Origin of the sequence: Aquimarina callyspongiae, from assembly GCF_034322225.1 — a bacterium.
Lineage (GTDB): Bacteria > Bacteroidota > Bacteroidia > Flavobacteriales > Flavobacteriaceae > Aquimarina.
The window spans coordinates 770,308-789,188 of record NZ_JAXLPA010000001.1 but is presented as its reverse complement, the minus strand read 5'-3'; the positions used below and the strand labels follow the sequence as shown (position 1 = coordinate 789,188).

The window sequence follows — 18,881 nt, the reverse complement described above, 5'->3', positions numbered from 1 at the left end:
TAACTTATATAGTGTTGATGCAAATAAAGAATTGATTTTTAGGTAAATAGATGTATTCTGAGCGCTGGACTTATTTAAAAAACTAAATAATTGACAGAAAAGATGTTATTATTTGTCTCCATAATTTAACAAACGTAATGCGTTTATAACTACCATCAGTGTAGATCCTTCGTGTATTGCTACGGCCACACCAATATTAGCAAATTCGAATAAAGTTGCAGGTATTAATAAGGCTACAATACCCATGCTCATCCAGAGATTTTGTTTAATAATAGCTTTAGATTTTCGACTTAAACCAATAACAAACGGTAATTTTTCAATTTTATCAGACATTAATGCCACATCCGCAGTCTCAAGGGCTATATCACTACCTGCTGCACCCATAGCGATACCTACAGTACTATAAGCCATTGCAGGAGCATCATTAACTCCATCTCCAACCATAGCAATTTTGATATCTTGTCGTTTTAATTCTTGTATGGCTGTTATTTTATCTTCTGGCAACAGATCTCCTTTAGCTTCGGTAAGTCCAATCTGTTTAGCAATAGCATTTCCTACATTTTGATGGTCTCCTGTAAGCATAATCATATTCTGTATACCAATCTGCTGCAGTTGCTTTAAAGTACTTTTAGCATTTTGCCTTGGAGTATCCATTACACTTAATAACCCTATTAATTCATTTTTAAGAGCTACTAACATTACTGTATGACCATTTTTAAGTAAATCATTTACTTGCGTATTAATAGTATTTGGAACCGTAATGTTTTGATCCATCATTAATTTTACATTTCCTATGAACACCTTACTATGATCATAAATCGCTTCAATTCCTTTACCTTGAATTGCTTTTATATCAGAAGTGATATTTTTATTTGTGATACCGTACTTATTTCTAATCCCATTAGAAATTGATTTTGCTAATGGATGATTACTTTGGTTTTCTACATCCACAACTAATGCTAAGAAAGAATTTTGATCAAACCCGTTTAGGGATATAGCATTGGTGAGTTTAGGTGTACCTTCAGTAAGAGTTCCGGTTTTGTCAAAAGCAATAGTGGTTAAACTTCCTAAATCTTCTAATGCACGCCCTCCTTTGATGAGAACCCCACTTTTTGCAGCTCTGGCTATGCCACTTAATACTGCACTTGGAGTCGAAATGGCCAAAGCACAAGGACTTGCAGCTACTAATACACTAATCGCTCTGTACAAACTTTGTTTTAGTGTTTCGTCAATAACCAAATGGGCAAAACATAAGATAAACACTAGTACAATGACGATAGGAACAAACCATTTTTCAAATTTTTTGGTTATACGTTGGGTTGGGGACTTTTTAGTATCGATTTCACTTACCATTTTTATAAGCCTGGAAATAGTAGAATCTTTACTTAATTTTAATACCTGGATTTCAATAATAGTATCCCCATTGATTGTTCCCGTATAAACCACATGATTTTTATCTATACCATCAAAATCAGAAATATTATCTGTACTTGAAATAGCAATTTTATCTACAGGAATACTCTCACCAGTTATAGAAGCTTGATTAATGCTACTGTTTCCTTTAACAATCACTCCATCTGCTGGGATTTTAGTATTTGGCTTAACAATTACTATATCATTAAGATTTAATGCTTCTATGGCCACTTCTTTAACACCATTTTTTTGTTTTATAAAGGCTGTTTTTGGAGATAATTCTCCTAATGCTTTAATAGATTTTTTAGCTTTATTCAGTGCATAATGCTCCAAGGAGTGTCCTAGGCTAAATAAAAAGAGCAGGAGTGCACCTTCTTTCCAACTTCCAATATATGCTGCTCCTATAGCGGCAACAATCATTAAAAAATCAATTTCGAACTCTCCTTTTTTAATTTTATCGAGAGCTTCCAGAATTGTAAAATGTCCTCCAAAAAAATATGCAATGATATAACTGGTTAATGAAATCCAAGCTGATACCTCTGTAAATTCCTCCAGAAATAACCCTATAAAAAAGAATACGCCACTTAATATAGCAAAGTAGAGCTCTGTTTTTTCTCCAAATAATCCTCCATGATTATGGTCGTGTTCTTTGTTTTCTGGATGCTTATGTTTCATTTGTTTCTATTTAAAGTGTGTACAAGATCAAATAGAATAATTAACTATGAACTACCTCAATAAACTAATAACGCAATTACTATAACTCATATGATTCTAAAAGTATCTTTCTTTATTAAAACAAAGATACTGTGAATGTTACTGCAATGCCTGTGCATTTTTTTTCAAATCACTTAGAGTAGTTATTACACTTATCACAAATTCCTTTAACCAACATATTAATATTTTCTGGAATAAAATTAACCGGGAGTGTTATTTGTGGTATTTGATGATTAGTCAGGCAAACTGTATTACAGCATTTTAAACAATGAAAATGTAAATGTAAATCGTTGTGTTTTTTAGATTGATGTTCGTGAGTACACAGCGCATATTTCGGAATCCCCGTGCCATCATCAATTTGATGCACTACACCTTTTTCTTCAAATGTTTTTAGCGTTCTGTAAAGTGTAGTGCGATCAGATTTCTCAAAGTGATTTTCTACAGCTGTTAAACTAACTGCAGAAGTTTGAGCTTCTATAAATTGAAATATCAGAATTCGCATGGCTGTAGGACGTATTCCTAATTTCTTTAACTGCATTTCTATTTTAATCATAATACTCTAGTGTGAATGTTCTGCTTCACTTTTTTTCATTTCTGCCATTAGATAGTAAGCACCACTTTGCGCAATTAATGCATTTTTTTGAATAGAGTTTTTAAAACTGAATGCTTTGAATCCATTACTCGATGATGTAACGATAATTTCTTGCGGTGTAAATCCCCATATATTAGAATCCTTTCTTTCTGCAATAAATACATATGATGTTTCACCTTCCTGAAAAATAGCATCATCTGGCAGCGCTTTTTCCGGTTTATCTTCAGTTATAATTCGGGCATTTACATACATTCCAGGAATCAGGTTTTCGTTTTTATTTTCTATTTCAGCGTGGACATGTAATGCTTTTGGATCTTCCTCAAAAGATTTTCCTACCGAATAAATATTTGCAGTCATCTCTTGATTGCCTAAAGCTTCAATATTGAATTTTACTAATTGACCGTTTTTTACTTTGCTAACATCTTTTTCAAATACCATTAAATCAGCATGAATATGCTCGGTATTTACAATTTCAAACATAGTAGTCTGGGGTTGAACGTACTGCCCTGATTTGACTTGCACTTTTTCTACAAACCCATCAATAGGACTTCTTACATATGCTATCTGAGAAATATTTCCACCTCGTACATTTTCTGGAGATAACCCCAATAAACGTAGTTGACTTTCATAACCTTTTGCTAATCCCTTAATGCTTGAAAAAGCAGATTTGGCCTTTTGATAATCACGTCCTGATCCTACTTGGGCGTCATACAATTTTTTCTGACGGTTATAATCCTGTTCTAAAAATGTTAGTTTATTATAGGTTTGTAGGTAATCAGTTTGCATAGTAATAATGTCTGGGTGACTGATGTAAGCCAGAATTTTTCCCTTACTTACTTGATCTCCCTCTATGACTTTTATATCTCTAATGTTAGCTCCTATAGTTGTAGTAACTACAGCTTCATTCTGTGGAGGTACCCCAAGTAGTCCGTTAACCTGGATAAAACCACTCATGTTGCGTTTAGAAATTGTATCCACCTTAATATTTAAAGCTTCAACCTGCTCTTGAGTAAGATGTAATCCTTCTTCATGAGATTCTTCTGAAGGTGTTCCTTCTGGCTTTTGCGAAATAGTAGTATGATTACCTTTTGCATCGTGTTGATGTTCTTCTTTTTGTGAACCACTATTACAACTTACTAAGGTTGTTAAAACTATAAAAGTAATAGTGAAATATAAATTGATATTTTTCATTTTTTATTGTTTTGTTGTTAAGAAATAAGCTAGCTGGATCTTACTTTTAAGGTATTGCCCAAGTACGTTCCAGGTATCAATTTCTAATTGTATGGCATCTTTGATATTTTGAAGGAAAGCTACGTAGTCCATTCCACCCTCCTTATAGGATAAAGTGGCTCCATTACGTTGGTCAATTGCTAATGGGAGTGCTTCACTTTTATAGTATTCCCATTTCTTTTGCAAGAGCTCATAATTTACTATTATGGTTTTAAATCTACTTTTGATTACGGCTTCTTTTGCTTTGTTTTCTTGTTCAATAATCTGAGCATTAATTTTTGAAGCTTTGATTTTTCCTTTGGTTTTATTGAAAACTAAAGGGACTTGTATACCCACCAGATAACTATTAAATCCAGATTGATTTCCGATTTTTTGAAAACCATATTGCGCAGATAATTTTGGAAGAAATTGTGATTTGATTACATGGCTTTGAGCATTTGCAATATCTAGTTGATGTTGCCAATACCCAAACAAAGGATGATTTTTCAAATCTTTATCCGAAACCAATAATCCATCATCAAAAGAATGAATGGTAGTATCAGAAACATCATAGAATACATTATCCTGTAACCATTGATTTAATTCTTGCAAAGCCACTTGATAGTTTGCAAAAGCTTGCTCTTTTTGGATACTAATAAGTTTACCTTGGTTTGCAGTAGCGTTGTATTCTAATTTTGAAATAGCCTCGGTTTCAAAACGTAAGTCAATTGCTTTATTTAAACCAGAAAATACAGAATCAATTTTAGCATATGACATATACATTTGTTTTGCTGTATATGCTTTTGACCAGGCCATTTGTACTTTTCTTTTTAAATCTAAAGAACTCAGTTCAATATTGGTTTCAGCTAGTTTAATATTCTCTTTGGCGAGTTTGTTTTTGGAAGCTATTCCAAAAATATCAATATTGTTTTGCCCAATACCTAAGGTAGTATATAAAGCATCATCACTATTATTACCAATTTCTTCTCCAGAGGTGAATAATCTTGTATTTCCAAAATCCCAAGCGGTAGTTTTTAATGCTTTTTCTTTGTCTACAGAAAGTTTTGCTGCTTTAATAGAAGGGTAGTTTTGTTCAGAAATTGTTACCGCTTCCTGCATAGAAATAGAAGGCTGTTGTGCTTGTATTGGATTGCAAAACAATAACAATAAACTAATTGTAGTAATAGCACCAGGCGTATTAATCTTTATTTTTGAATACGTTCTATTCTCGATCCATCTATATAAAATGGGGATAATAAACAACGTTAACAATGTCGAAGTTAATAAACCTCCAATGACTACAGTTGCTAGTGGGCGTTGTACTTCTGCTCCCGAAGTGGTAGATAATGCCATTGGTAAAAAACCAAACATATCAGTTAAAGCCGTTAATAATATTGGTCTAATCCTTCTACGAGTTCCTATCCTAATTCTTTCGTTAATATCTGAAAGGCCTTCATCTTTAAGTTCATTAAAACCGCTAATTAGCACTAATCCATTTAATACGGCTACTCCAAACAAAACAATAAACCCAATACCTGCAGAAATACTAAAAGGCATTTCGCGAAGCATTAATGAAAAAACTCCGCCAATGGTTGCAAGAGGAATTGCTATATAAATCATTAAAGTTTGTTTAAAAGATTTTAAAGCAAAGAATATGAGTATAAAGATTAATCCCAGTGCAATAGGAACAACTATTTTTAACTTATTAGTTGCGCGTTCTAAATTCTCGAAAGCACCTCCATAACGAATGTAATATCCTGGAGGGAGCTCTAAATTAGCTTCAATCTTTTGTTGGATTTCTTCAACCAATGATTTGATATCGCGTCCTCTAACATTTATCCCAACATACACACGTCGATTGGTATTGTCTCGACTTATTTGCATAGGACCAGGTTTGTAGCTTATCGATGCAACCTCTTTTAACGGAATTTGAGTTCCTGTTGATAATGTAACAAACAGGTTTTTAACATTACTCAAATCTTTACGCAACTCTTCTTTAAGACGAACAACAAGATCAAAACGCTTTTCACCTTCAAAAATAGTTCCTGCAACACCTCCGGCAAACGCAGTCTCAATGAGGTTGTTTAGTTCATTTATCTGTAGACCGTATTGTGCGATCTTATTGCGATCATACTTAATGGTGATTTGCGGTTGTCCTGCAATTGCTTCAACTTTCATATCAGCGACTCCATTAACTGTTGCAATGATTTTACCCATTTCTTCGGCTTTTCGGGCAAGAAGATCTAGATCTTCACCATAAAGTTTTACTGCAATGTCTTCTCGAACTCCTGTGATAAGTTCGTTAAATCGCATTTCAATAGGTTGTGTGAACTCATAATTAAGACCAGGAATTTGTTCTATTTTCTCTTTGATTTTATCAATGAGCTCTTCTTTTGAACTAGCGCTTGTCCATTCTGAACTAGGTTTTAGAATAACAAAAACATCAGCAATATCCATTGGCATAGGGTCAGTTGGCACATCAGCTACGCCAATTCGACTAATAACATCTTTTACTTCGGGAAAACTGTTTTTAACCAAAGTTTCAACTTTTGTAGTAGCAGAAATTGTTTCTGATAAAGAACTTCCTGGTTTTAAAATGGCATGAAATGCTAGATCTCCTTCATCTAATTGCGGAATAAACTCGCCTCCCATTTTGGTAAATAAAAAAGATGCAATACCTAATAATACAATACTGGAAACAATGATTAATTTTCCTCTTTTTATAGCCTTTTGTAAACCGTTTTCATAAATGCGCTCTAACCATTGTACAATTCGATCACCCCAATATGTTTTTTTGGTTTTAGGAACTTTTAAAAATACAGCGGTTATCATAGGAACATAGGTTAAACAAAGTACCATTGCTCCAATCATTGCAAAACCAAATGTCAATGCCATAGGAATAAACATTTTACCTTCTACACCTTCTAATGCTAAAATAGGTATGAAGACAATAAGTATTATAAACTGACCAAAGAAAGCAGTGTTCATCATTTTTGAAGAGGCGCGATATGTTATCTTATCTCTCGTTTTGGCAGTAATTTCTTTTCCTTTTTCCATCCGCCTGTACAACAAAAAGACAGTACTTTCAACGATGATGACAGCTCCATCCACAATGATCCCAAAATCGATAGCTCCAAGACTCATAAGATTTGCCCATACATCAAAAACATTCATAAGTATAAAAGCAAAAAGTAATGAGAGCGGGATAGTAGAAGCAACAACCAAACCACCACGCCAGTTACCCAAGAAGAATACCAGAATAAAAATAACAATAAGAGCTCCTTCAATTAGGTTGTTTGTTACAGTAGAAGTAGTACTAGCAATAAGTTTACTTCGGTCTAAAAATGGTTTTATAGAGATCCCTTGGGGTAATGACTTCTGGATCTCAGTAATTCTATCAGTTACATTTTTAATAACCATATCTGAGCTGGCACCTTTTAACATTAGTATCATTCCGCCTACAGCTTCGCCTTCTCCGTTTTTGGTTAAGGCGCCATAACGAGTGGCTTTTCCAAATTTGACAGTACCGATATCTTTAATAGTTATAGGGATTCCGCCTTTATTGGTTACTACAATATTTTTGATATCATCGATGGTACGGGCAAGACCTTCTCCTCGTATGAAATTAGCTTGATGATTTTTTTCTATATAAGCTCCTCCGGTATTTTGATTATTGTTTTCGAGAGCATTATATACATCGCTTATCGTCAAATCGATCGCTTTGAGCTCATTAGGATCTATTGTAACTTCATATTGTTTTGCACTACCGCCAAAAGCGTTTACTTCTATAACACCTGGAACCATGGCCATCTGCCTTCTAATGATCCAGTCCTGGATAGTGCGTAATTCTGTTACATCGTATTTGTTTTTAAATTTAGGATCAACCTCTAATGTATATTGATAGATCTCTCCTAAACCGGTAGAGATAGGTCCCATTGTAGGTTGACCAAAATCTTTTGGAATATCTGATTTTATTTCATTAAGTTTTTCGGCAACCAATTGTCTTGGAAGATATGTGTCTAAATCATCGCTAAAAACAATGGTAACTACCGATAATCCAAAACGTGAAATAGAGCGAATCTCTGTTACCCCTGGTAAATTAGCAACAGCAATTTCTACAGGATATGTAACAAATTGTTCAATATCTTCTGTACTTAAATTAGGTGCTTGAGTAATAATCTGTACTTGATTATTAGTAATATCCGGAACAGCATCTACAGGTACTTTTTGGATACTGTAGATTCCTCCAATAATTAATGCTAGAGTAAGCAATGCAATAACAATTTTGTTATTGATTGAAAACTCAATAAGTCTATTGATCATAGTTTAATATTTAATTCAGTTTTAAAAGATGTCGTATTATACGACTGAATCGGGCATAGGTATCCCTGTAAAAAACCGAATTAAACCCTTGGAGGGTGAAGGATGGCATAATTTACTTCCTGCACAGAACTAATAAAATGTGTACTGGATAGCTTAGAAATTTGCGGTGAAATAATTTTATAAGAATGTAAATCCGTTTCTACCATATTTACATGACAACATTGACAGGAACAAAAAGGAGAACACTGATCCTCGCAGTGATTATCTGAATGTAACTCAAAATCAGAAACTACTTCTGTCGTATCCGTATCAATATGAACGATATCTTCACAAGGGGTAAATGAAAGCCCCAAAAAGTAAATAGAGAATATGGTTACTAAAAATTTCACTTAACAAAGATAAAGAATAATTAATGCAATGGGATTGCAAATTTAGAATGATTTTAAATCAGAATATATTAATGTTAACGATGCATTTGATCTAGAATCTCCATGATTTCTGCCTTTTTTCGTACAGAAACAGGTATATTTTCATTGTTTTTTAATAATAAATATCCTCCATCGGTTTTAATAAAAGCACTGATACATTGTAGATTTACCAAATGACTCTGATGTACTCTAAGAAACTGATAGTTTTTCAACATATCTGCAAAATACTTTAAAGTCTTGGTTACAAATATCTTTTGCCCATCTTGCAGATAAAAGATAGTATTATTACTATCCGATTCACATCGCACAATATCATCCAGATTTACAATAATTATTTTATCTAGCGTATGTAGTGAGATTTTATCCGGTTTTTGTTCCGGAGCAGATAAGGTATCTTTAAGAATTCCTAACCGTTCTTTATTGGGTTGGATTTGTTCTTTTGCACGATCAATAGCTTGTGCCAATTCTTCACTGGAGTAAGGCTTTAAAACATAATCTATGGCAGCAAACCTAAATGCTCTGATGGCAAATTCATCACTGGCAGTAACAAAAATGATTTTTGATTTTAGATCTGGAAAAATTTCTAAAATATCAAAACCAGTACCATCTCCCAGCATAATGTCTAAAAACAAGATATCTGGTTGAGAGTTTCTTAAAGATTTTGCTGCTTCTACAACACTTTGTGCAGTGTCAATAATTTTTATTTCGGGATGATTAGTTTCCAGATCACTTTTTAATAATTGAAGTGCATCTGCCATGTCCTCTACAATAATAGCTGTAAGCATAGTTAGGTTAATAGTCAGTTATTAATGGTATTTTGAAATTTATTTCGGTTCCGGCTACAGTATTATCATCATAAACAATTTCTTTAATATCTAAAGAATCTTTCCCAGAGATAGACTCCAGTCGTTCACGTGTTACTGTTAAAGCCATGGATTGATGATCTGTTTTGACTTTTTTCTTTTGAGATTGAAAAATACCTTGTCCGTTATCTAATACAGTGCAATATAAAAAATCGTCTGTAGTATGAAACTGTATTTTTAATTCTCCATCTCGTTCTCCTTTTAAAATTCCATGCCTAACAGCGTTTTCTACAAAAGGCTGAATAAGCATAGGAGGGATGAGTATTTCTTCGGGATCTAAGTCAGAATCCATTGAGATTGCATATGTAAATGACTTGCTAGCCATTAGTTGTTCAATTTCAACATAGTGTTTTAATGTTTTTATTTCTTGATCCAGAGTGATGTTATCCTTTCTTGAATTATAAAGTGTTTCTCTTAATAAGGTAGCAAAAGTATTAATTGTATTATTCATACGACCTGGATCATTTGTTCCCATTGCTTTAATACCATTAAGTACATTAAATATAAAATGAGGATTCATCTGAAGTCGTAAAGCTTTTTGTTCTAATGACAGTAAGTGATTCTGCATTTGTAACCGTTCGCGTTCTTCTTGATTTTTTTGCTTAACTCTTTTTATATATGTCAAAGCAAAACCTCCTAAAACAAATAATATAAATCCTAGGACAGCTAACTGAAACCAAGTCTTTTTATAGATAGGACTATCTATAAAAAAATTAAACGTTACAGGATCACTTTCTTCCCATCTATAATTTCTGGATTGGGCTGTAAATGAATGAGGTCCATAAGCCAGACCTGCCAGATTCTGTTTATGATCAGAAGACCAGGGACTCCATTCTCCTTTGTTTAATCGATATCGATATTTAACATCATTGGGGTGATCTAGATCAACGGTCTTATAACTGAAGGATAATTCTGTTTGTTTAGGAGTTAATTTCAGAACATTTTCACTATTGGCCCATTGGTTTAAGTTGATAGAGTCCAGACTTTGATAAGCCACTTCAACATCTTCAAAATGCAATTGTGGTTTTATAGTAGCTTTTGTTGTTCCTGTTGGTTCATAACGGGTTAATCCATATATCGCTCCAAACCAAAGGTTTCCTTTTTCATCTTTAGAAACAGAGTTAAGACAAGTTTCGATTCCTAAAAACCCATCATTTCGACCAAAATGAAAAACATCAACAATATCTGTGGATTGGTTGAGTACTATTTTATCTACCCCTTTTTCACTTCCAACCCATAAATGCCCTTGATCATCAAATATCATTTGATATATATTATCAGAGTATAAACTTTTAAAACCTTTTAACTTTTTAAATGCAGGTTTTTCATTTAACTCTGACCACCAAATGCCTCTTCCAGCAGTACCAATGTATAATAGGTTATTATGAAATAAGATAGTACTTATCGCTGTTTTTTGGTTTAGAATGTTTCCTAAATGTTTGACCTTATTTTTTTTGATGAATCCTAAATGACCATTTTGCGTAGCATACCAAACCCTACCTAGAGAATCTTGTTTCATATCTCTTATTTGTAGATCTTTTATACCACTTTTCCGGTTAAATTTTTTGACATTTCTAAGTCGTTTTTTCTGAATATCATATTTAAATCGAGTTATTCCAGAAGAATAGGAAGCTGCCCAAACGATATTGTCATCCACAAGTATTTTTCTAACCCAATCAGATAAAAGACCTTTTTCACGATCAATAATATGGTTGGTTATTACAGTTTTAACGATAGTATCTGTTTTTATGGCTACATCCGTATTGAGTTTAGATGTTGCACTGCTATCAACAATAATACTATCAACTTCTTTAAGTTCTTTAAATAGAATGCCCTTACCTTCTGTACCAGCCCAAATATTACCAGAGGTGTCACTGGTTATCGTTTTGATTGTTACTTCGGTTAATTGTTCATCTTGAGGGATATGGCGAATTCCGGAGGAGTCTATTTGTATAAGACCTGCTTCAGAATTAGAAGCCCAAATGCCATTGGGAGCATTATGAATCGCATATACTCGATTTCCTTTTAATCCAGTATCCTGATCATAATGGGTGAAGTTATTTTGGAAATATTTATAAAAACCACCTCCAGAAGTAGCAATCCACGTATTGAATTGGCGATCAGAAATGCTTTTTCGAATGTGAGAAACGGCTAAACCATTTCTTCTATTGATTTTTTTCTTTTTGTTGTATTTTTTATCATCCAGTACTATGATTCCTTCATTACTTGTAGAAAACCATAGTTCATTATTATTGTGAACTGAAATACTATTTACCCTAAGTGGGTATTTAACCCATCGGTTACCATAACTTTTTGCATTCGTATTTAAAACGAGAATCCCTTGATTAAAGGCAGCTGCAAAGACTTTGTTTTTATGAAAAATAGCAGCAGTAAAATCAAAGGCGCTATGTCTTTCTATAATACTAGCTTCTTTTTTTAAAGAGTTTAGTTTCCATAATCCTTTATTGGTAGCTACCCAAAAAAGTTTGCCATCATAAACAATGTCATTAATAATGCTCGTATTGATCTTTGCATTAAGGCTGATTTTGGATAATCCTATATTTTTTTGATATTCATAAATCCCGATGTTTGTTGCGAGGTAGGTTTTATTTTTAAAGCGAAATATTTTATTAATTCTTGGACTCTCCAGATTTGTGAATTTACTTTTCGTTTTTATAGAAAGTCCTCCTTTGGTTCCAATAAAAAGACTGTCATTAGCAGAGGAGAGTGCATGAATATAATTGGATTGCAAACCATCGTCTTCATTCCATATTTTAAACTCTTCTCCATTAAACCTACAGAGACCACCTCCTTGTGTGCCTAACCATAAATACCCCATTTCATCTTGTATGATGTCATAAACTTGAGATTGTGGCAATCCATCTTCTAAGGTATAAGCTCTTAATTGATTGTTTTGAGCAGATAAAGAAAATACCGTGCAACAAAGCAATAGTATAAAGAGGTAATATTGGGGTTGGTTAAAATTCATAAATAGTAGTCTGGTTAATAACAAATATAATCAAACTGATTTTGGATGTTGAAGGTAAAAACATATTTGTAAAAACATAAAACCGACACCACCTGTTAGGTGGGTCGGTACGATAAACAAAAGTTTCCCCCTTTTTGTTTATTCAGTTTGAGTTTGAGTTAAAGTTAATCTTAAAAATACCTGAAACTTTTTCAGGCAAAACATTTTACTTTTAAACAGTTAGTTGATATCAATTATTTACAACATTATACTATTTTCTTTTAGTACTGTAAAAAAGAAAAATAAAGTAATACAATACAATAAAATAATGGCATTGTATACATTCATTTTTCCTTTGTTCGGTTTTTTAGAAACCAGTAATTGCTGTAGTTTTTGAACGACTATATTTGTTGTTCTCATTCCAGGTATAGCTTTGTTTTAGGTTAACGTATTTAATATTTGATGCTTCTGTATAAAATGTCTGAGTTTCTAGAATATTTCCTTCTATACCATATTCTTGATTTGGGAAAATATATTGAAAATCAGTATCTGAGTTTTCACAGTAAACATTATTTAAATGGGGAAGCGCGACAACATCATTGTTTTCTCCTACCATAAAATAATAGGCCTCGACATGGGCGCAGCAAGCAAGATATTCAACCTCTATCTTTATCACTTCAGAGACCCCTTTTAATCCGGGGTTCTCTAAAGTGGTGATAAAGATGTCCTCAAAAAGTTCTGTGTCTTCAATCGTTAATGACGAAAGTTTTTCCGAAGCACTCCCAGAGCGAACCAGATTAACCACATATTCTGGATGCTCATACTCCGAATTTTTAATCTCAGTAGTAACTAAATATTTATTAGTTTTCTGAAACTTCTGCGCATTGACAAACTGAAAACTTAGGAGCAAAATAAAGATTATGGCAACATTTTTCATAGCAGAATTATTTTGAGGTTGGCTATTTGATCCAAAAATAAGGAGTTGTTGTGACGAAAAAGAGGGGGTTTTAGAATTCGTTACATATGAACTAGAATTCGTAAAATGAAGATTGTGTTTTATGGATATCAAATGATTAATTTTAGAACTATTGTTATCGGGTTTGTTATTTTTGCTTTATGATTGATAATTTTGAAAATGAATTTTTTGGAATAGGTATCCAAAATGGGAAAACACCAGAAAACCTTGGAGTATTATGGCGATCAGCACAGAATATGGGAGCCAGTTTTATTTTTACAATAGGAAATCGATATGCCAAACAGTCTAGTGACACTCATAACGCGGTCAAAGCCATGCCTTATTTTCATTATAATACCTTTGATGATTTTTATAATCATTTACCTAAAGGAGCTATGCTTGTAGGGGTAGAGCTTACGGATACAGCAAAACCCCTTGAGGCTTTTAATCACCCAAAACGATGTGTGTATTTATTAGGAGCAGAAGATCACGGCTTATCTAAAAAAGCAATTGAAAAATCCCATTTTTTAATCAAATTTAAATCAGAACTTAGTATTAATGTATCTGTGGCAGGAAGTATAGTGATGTATGATCGTGGAATTGATAAACCAAGATTTATAAGATAGTAGAATTGATTTTGTAAGAGCAAACCTGGATGGAAAAAGTTAATCTGGGGAAGAACTATAATATGACAAATTTTGTTACTACTTTTATAGAGATTTCGAATACGGATTATGTTTAAAAAACTTGAAAGTTTTGTTGCCTTTTTTAGTTCTTGGGTATGGGATTGGCCATTGCTGATTCTTTTGATAGGTGGAGGGATATTCTTTTTAATTTATTCGCGATTCACTCCTTTTTTATACTTTAAACATGCTATTGATATTTTAAGAGGAAAATATGATAGTGAACACGCTCCAGGGCAATTAACTCATTTTCAGGCTTTATCTTCTGCGCTTGCAGCTACCGTAGGTATGGGTAATATTAGTGGAGTGGCAGTGGCTATAGTTACTGGTGGTCCAGGAGCAGTATTCTGGATGTGGATCAGTGCTTTGATCGGTATGGCCACCAAGTTTTATACGTGCTCTCTTTCGGTAATGTATAGATCCGAAGGAAAGAATGGGGCACTTCTTAGCGGACCCATGTATGTAATTACTGAGGGATTAGGTAAAAACTGGAAACCATTAGCTGCTTTTTTTGCGATTGCGGGTTTAATAGGAACGCTTCCTGCTTTTACGGCTAATCAGCTTACCCAAACATTGGTTGATGTTATGGATTGGCAGGATAGTGATAAACTATATATAGGTCTAGTATTAGCTCTTATTGCTTCTTTAGTAATATTAGGAGGTATAAAGAGGATAGGTCTGGTAGCTAGTAAACTAGTTCCTTTTATGGTAGTTTTATATTTTATAACTGTTATTACCATATTAGTCTTACAATTTGATAAGGTTCCTGAGATGTTTATGTTAATCTTTTCTGATGCTTTTTCGGGAGAAGCTGCTGCTGGAGGAGCTTTAGGATACTTAATAAAAACTGGTGTTAAGAGAGCAGCCTTTTCTAATGAAGCAGGAATTGGTACAGCACCAATGATGCACGGAACGGCAAAAACTAAAGAACCAATACGAGAAGGATTGGTCGCAATGATAGGACCGGCGATAGATACATTATTGGTATGTACATTGACCTCGTTAGCAATACTGTCAACGGGAGTATGGGAAGACACATCAAGTAATGGTATTTCTCTTACGTTGCAGGCGTTTAATACCGTTTTACCATACGGAATTGGAGATGTTGTGGTGGTTATTATGGTTTTGGTCTTTGCGTTATCTACACTCTTTTCATATTCATATTATGGAACTACGTGTTTAGGGTTTTTGACTAAACCTAAATACGGTAAATATTACAATTATATTTATATAGTTTCTATTGTTGTTGCTGCCGTAGTTAAGATAGATTTTGCAATTAACCTTATTGATGGAGCTTTTGCTATGATGGCTATTCCTACCGTATTTTCAGGGTTATTATTGGCACCCAAAGTAAATGAGAGAGCTAAAATTTATTTTGAAAAGTTAAAGAAATAAAGAGAATTATTTAATGATAATAAACTCGCTCCTTCGATTGAGTTGATGTTCTTCTTCAGTACAAGGAACTCCATCAGCACAGTTATTGAACAAAACTCTTTCTCCATATGCTTTTCCTTTTAATCGACGCCAGTGAATACCTCCTTTTCGTACAAGATACCTAATTGTGGCTCTCATCCTTTTTACACTTAATTTTTTATTATACCAATAACTTGAACGACTATCGGTATGTGATCCCACCTCAATTCTTAAATCAGGATATTGATTCATTACTGAAATAATCTTCTGTAGTTCTACTTCGCTATCTGATCTGATTTCAGAATCATCCAGATCAAAATAAATAGATTCTAATTGTAAGATTTTTGATAGATCATCACCTTCTTTAACAGCGATCGAGGTAGATAATATTTCTGCTTTGTCCAGAGCGATAGGTATCACATTAGTATACTCAAATGCTTTTTCGGTGCTAAGATTAATCTCTGAAGGAACATATTCATTCTTGGAAGCTTTAATGAGATATTCAGTGTCACATTCAATATCAAATTTATAGACTCCGTTTTCATCAGATATTACTTGATTGATCAAGTTTCCATTAGTTCCGTTCATCAGTGTTACTTCGGTTCCTGCAAGGAATTCACCTGTATTAATATCTGTAATAGTTCCTACAATATATTGTCTGCAAGAAGTAATTAGTTCTTCTTTCTGCTTAAAACTATAAATATCATCATTTCCTTTACCTCCTTTTCTATTACTGGCAAAGTAACCGATCTTGGTTGTTTCATCCAATACAAAAGTAAAATCATCTTTTGGGCTATTTACAGGCTTTCCAACATTAAACGCATCAGAAAAACCAGAAACATCAGGAAGTGCCACAAAAACATCTAATCCTCCTAATCCTACGTGCCCATCACTGGCAAAATACAATCTTCCACTATCACTTATGTACGGAAAGGTTTCTCTACCTTCAGTATTGATATTATCTCCTAGATTTTTGGGTTTTCCATATCTTCCACCTCCTAAAACATCTACTACAAAAAGATCAGATTTTCCTCGTGTACCAGGCATATCACTAGCAAAATAAAGTTTCTTTCCATCAGGACTTAGCGCAGGATGAGAAATAGAATAGTTATCACTATTAAAAGGAAGTTCTTTGATGTCAGACCATTTGTCGTTGACAAGAGAAGCTTTATATAATTTTAATAATACAATCCCTCTTCTACTTTTTCCTAGTTTGTTGTTGTTGAAATTGTTTCTGGTAAAATATACCGTTTTCCCGTCTTTACTAAAACTACTGGATGATTCGTGATACTTTGTATTTATTCTACCTTTTAATCTGGTAGGTTTTTTTAAGTTAATTGTATCTGTTTTGATATCAGAAGAAAATAAATCAAGAAAAGGCATTCCATTCCATTCATGAAGTTTTGCTTCTTTTTCATTCCTACTTCTTGAAGTGGCAAAAACAATCTGATTATTGTAATTAAAACTAGGAGCATAATCAGAATATTTAGAATTTATATTCAGCCTATATAGATCATATTTTCCAGACTGCATTTCAATAAAATTCAAATAATCTCTTTTATTGACATAGGATTTTGCTCTCCTATCGTTTCCTCTAATTATATTAAAACTTTCCATAATTGAATCGGCCTCTCGGTACCGTTCAATACTTTTAAGACTTTGAGCATATCTAAACAAGTATTCTGGTTCTACATCAGACTCTTTACGACTTTGAATAAATTTTTCATACCACTGTACAGAATTCTCTGGTTCTCCGGTAAAGTAATACGAATCTGCAAGTTTTCTAAATAAATCAGGAGAAGAATAGCCGCGTTGTGCAACATCCAGATATACCGCTTGGGCATTAATATATTCCAGAGCATCAAAACTTTGATCTCCTTTAGTTAAACGTTTGTTCAGATCTTGTGCAAAAATACCGCAAGAAAAAATGAAAGCTATAAACGTTATAAAACCATTTTCCCCAATGGTTGATAGCGAAATAGGGATAAAATTTTTCAAAAATTGCCCAATTTTTAGATTAAAAAGCTAATTGATAATCTGTTTTCCAGGGGTTTTGAAAACATAATTGAAATTAAATTTATGAAAAAAATGTTAAAAACACAGGCTTTTGTTCAGTAATTCATTCACCTTTTGTTTGATAGAAATATATTTTATGATTTATATAAGGTTTTTTGGAGAGTGTTTTTGAAACATAAAAAAGAACGTTTAAGTACAGTAATAACGATATAATCCTTAGGTAAATAAATAGAATAAACCTCACTGGGATTATTTTTCTGTAGAATATTCATCTACCTTTGCACAAAAATCAATACTATGACGCACAAAGCTGGTTTTGTAAATATAATTGGAAACCCCAATGTCGGTAAGTCAACCTTAATGAATGCTTTTATAGGAGAGAAACTTTCGATTATAACATCTAAAGCTCAGACTACGAGACATCGTATATTGGGGATTGTGAACGGAGATGATTTTCAAGCAATCTTTTCTGATACTCCAGGGATTATAAAACCTGCATACGAACTTCAGGAATCGATGATGGATTTTGTGAAATCAGCATTTGATGATGCAGATGTACTTATATACATGGTGGAGATTGGAGAAAAGGAATTGAAGGATGAAGCCTTTTTTAATAAAATCAAAAATGCTAAGATTCCGGTATTTTTATTGCTTAACAAAATTGATCAATCTAACCAAGAACAATTAGAAGAACAAGTTCAGTTTTGGGCAGAAAAAGTACCTAATGCAGAGTTATACCCAATATCGGCATTAGAAAAATTTAATGTAAGAGAAGTATTTGATCGTGTTATAGAACTATTACCACCATCACCTCCATTTTATCCAAAAGATCAATTAACAGATAAGCCAGAGCGGTTTTTTGTTAATGAGGCAATTCGTGAGAGAATATTAGCACATTATAAAAAGGAAATTCCTTATTCTGTAGAGGTAGAAACTGAAGAATTTGAAGAAGATGAAAATATTATAAGAATTCGTTCAGTGATTATGGTGGAAAGAGATTCTCAAAAAGGGATAATCATTGGCCATAAGGGGTCTGCTTTAAAAAGAGTAGGAGTAGAAGCTCGTAAAGAATTAGAAAAATTCTTTGGGAAAAAAATACATATAGAGCTTTACGTCAAAGTCAATAAAAACTGGCGTAGTGATCAACGTCAACTAAAACGTTTTGGGTACAATCAATAATTAGAGCTTGTTGTTTGTTTGTAACTGGCTTAATATCAAATCACTAATGAGTTTTGTGAGTTTTTTTGCGTTATAATCTTTAGGATTTCGTCTTTTATAGTATAAATAATGCAGTTCAACGTTTT

General features: G+C 33.2%; 12 protein-coding genes. 3 read left to right on the top strand and 9 right to left on the bottom strand.

The window, feature by feature from the left end; translation table 11 throughout:
• Positions 1-108: 108 nt before the first annotated feature.
• From U0D62_RS03325 to U0D62_RS03290, 8 genes are all read right to left on the bottom strand, one after another.
• Positions 109-2,088, bottom strand: a complete 1,980-nt coding sequence (locus tag U0D62_RS03325; protein WP_322193884.1) for a heavy metal translocating P-type ATPase — start codon at positions 2,086-2,088, stop codon at positions 109-111.
• 169 nt (positions 2,089-2,257) lie between these two features.
• Positions 2,258-2,680, bottom strand: a complete 423-nt coding sequence (locus U0D62_RS03320; protein ID WP_322193882.1) for a Fur family transcriptional regulator — start codon at positions 2,678-2,680, stop codon at positions 2,258-2,260.
• Positions 2,681-2,686: 6 nt separating this feature from the next.
• Positions 2,687-3,910 (bottom strand): efflux RND transporter periplasmic adaptor subunit, encoded by a 1,224-nt coding sequence (locus U0D62_RS03315; protein ID WP_322193880.1) that lies wholly within the window; start codon positions 3,908-3,910, stop codon positions 2,687-2,689.
• A 3-nt stretch (positions 3,911-3,913) separates the two neighbouring features.
• The gene (locus tag U0D62_RS03310) at positions 3,914-8,251 is read right to left on the bottom strand and encodes a CusA/CzcA family heavy metal efflux RND transporter (RefSeq protein ID WP_322193879.1); all 4,338 of its coding nucleotides are present in this window, start codon (positions 8,249-8,251) and stop codon (positions 3,914-3,916) included.
• A gap of 80 nt (positions 8,252-8,331) precedes the next feature.
• Complete coding sequence (locus U0D62_RS03305; RefSeq protein WP_322193878.1) at positions 8,332-8,640, bottom strand: DUF6660 family protein; 309 nt, start codon at positions 8,638-8,640, stop codon at positions 8,332-8,334.
• A 74-nt stretch (positions 8,641-8,714) separates the two neighbouring features.
• Positions 8,715-9,464, bottom strand: a complete 750-nt coding sequence (locus U0D62_RS03300; RefSeq protein WP_322193877.1) for a LytR/AlgR family response regulator transcription factor — start codon at positions 9,462-9,464, stop codon at positions 8,715-8,717.
• Positions 9,465-9,471: 7 nt separating this feature from the next.
• Positions 9,472-12,531, bottom strand: coding sequence for a sensor histidine kinase (locus tag U0D62_RS03295; protein ID WP_322193876.1), 3,060 nt, complete (start codon positions 12,529-12,531; stop codon positions 9,472-9,474).
• A gap of 346 nt (positions 12,532-12,877) precedes the next feature.
• On the bottom strand, positions 12,878-13,447 hold the full coding sequence (locus U0D62_RS03290) for a hypothetical protein (protein ID WP_322193875.1): 570 nt from the start codon (positions 13,445-13,447) through the stop codon (positions 12,878-12,880).
• A 179-nt stretch (positions 13,448-13,626) separates the two neighbouring features.
• Between U0D62_RS03290 and U0D62_RS03285 the strand changes: the two genes are divergently transcribed.
• A complete protein-coding gene (locus tag U0D62_RS03285) occupies positions 13,627-14,091 on the top strand; it encodes an RNA methyltransferase (protein WP_322193874.1) in 465 nt (154 codons plus the stop codon).
• A 108-nt stretch (positions 14,092-14,199) separates the two neighbouring features.
• A complete protein-coding gene (locus U0D62_RS03280) occupies positions 14,200-15,543 on the top strand; it encodes an alanine/glycine:cation symporter family protein (protein ID WP_322193873.1) in 1,344 nt (447 codons plus the stop codon).
• Between the two features lie 6 nt (positions 15,544-15,549).
• Here the strand turns inward: U0D62_RS03280 and U0D62_RS03275 are convergent, their stop codons facing one another.
• Complete coding sequence (locus U0D62_RS03275) at positions 15,550-17,559, bottom strand: OmpA family protein (RefSeq protein ID WP_322193872.1); 2,010 nt, start codon at positions 17,557-17,559, stop codon at positions 15,550-15,552.
• 315 nt (positions 17,560-17,874) lie between these two features.
• On the opposite strand from U0D62_RS03275, the gene era reads away from it, so the two are divergent.
• Positions 17,875-18,756 carry a GTPase Era gene (era, locus tag U0D62_RS03270; protein WP_322193871.1) on the top strand — a complete coding sequence of 294 codons (882 nt, stop codon included), beginning with the start codon at positions 17,875-17,877 and terminating at the stop codon, positions 18,754-18,756.
• The last annotated feature ends 125 nt before the right edge of the window (positions 18,757-18,881 follow it).

Bases quoted from the DNA above. Each gene is read 5' to 3' on its own strand.
- U0D62_RS03325 (WP_322193884.1), bottom strand. From the start codon at position 2,088: ATGAAACATAAGCATCCAGAAAACAAAGAACACGACCATAATCATGGA.
- U0D62_RS03320 (WP_322193882.1), bottom strand. From the start codon at position 2,680: ATGATTAAAATAGAAATGCAGTTAAAGAAATTAGGAATACGTCCTACA.
- U0D62_RS03315 (WP_322193880.1), bottom strand. From the start codon at position 3,910: ATGAAAAATATCAATTTATATTTCACTATTACTTTTATAGTTTTAACA.
- U0D62_RS03310 (WP_322193879.1), bottom strand. From the start codon at position 8,251: ATGATCAATAGACTTATTGAGTTTTCAATCAATAACAAAATTGTTATT.
- U0D62_RS03300 (WP_322193877.1), bottom strand. From the start codon at position 9,464: ATGCTTACAGCTATTATTGTAGAGGACATGGCAGATGCACTTCAATTA.
- U0D62_RS03295 (WP_322193876.1), bottom strand. From the start codon at position 12,531: ATGAATTTTAACCAACCCCAATATTACCTCTTTATACTATTGCTTTGT.
- U0D62_RS03290 (WP_322193875.1), bottom strand. From the start codon at position 13,447: ATGAAAAATGTTGCCATAATCTTTATTTTGCTCCTAAGTTTTCAGTTT.
- U0D62_RS03285 (WP_322193874.1), top strand. From the start codon at position 13,627: ATGATTGATAATTTTGAAAATGAATTTTTTGGAATAGGTATCCAAAAT.
- U0D62_RS03280 (WP_322193873.1), top strand. From the start codon at position 14,200: ATGTTTAAAAAACTTGAAAGTTTTGTTGCCTTTTTTAGTTCTTGGGTA.
- era (WP_322193871.1), top strand. From the start codon at position 17,875: ATGACGCACAAAGCTGGTTTTGTAAATATAATTGGAAACCCCAATGTC.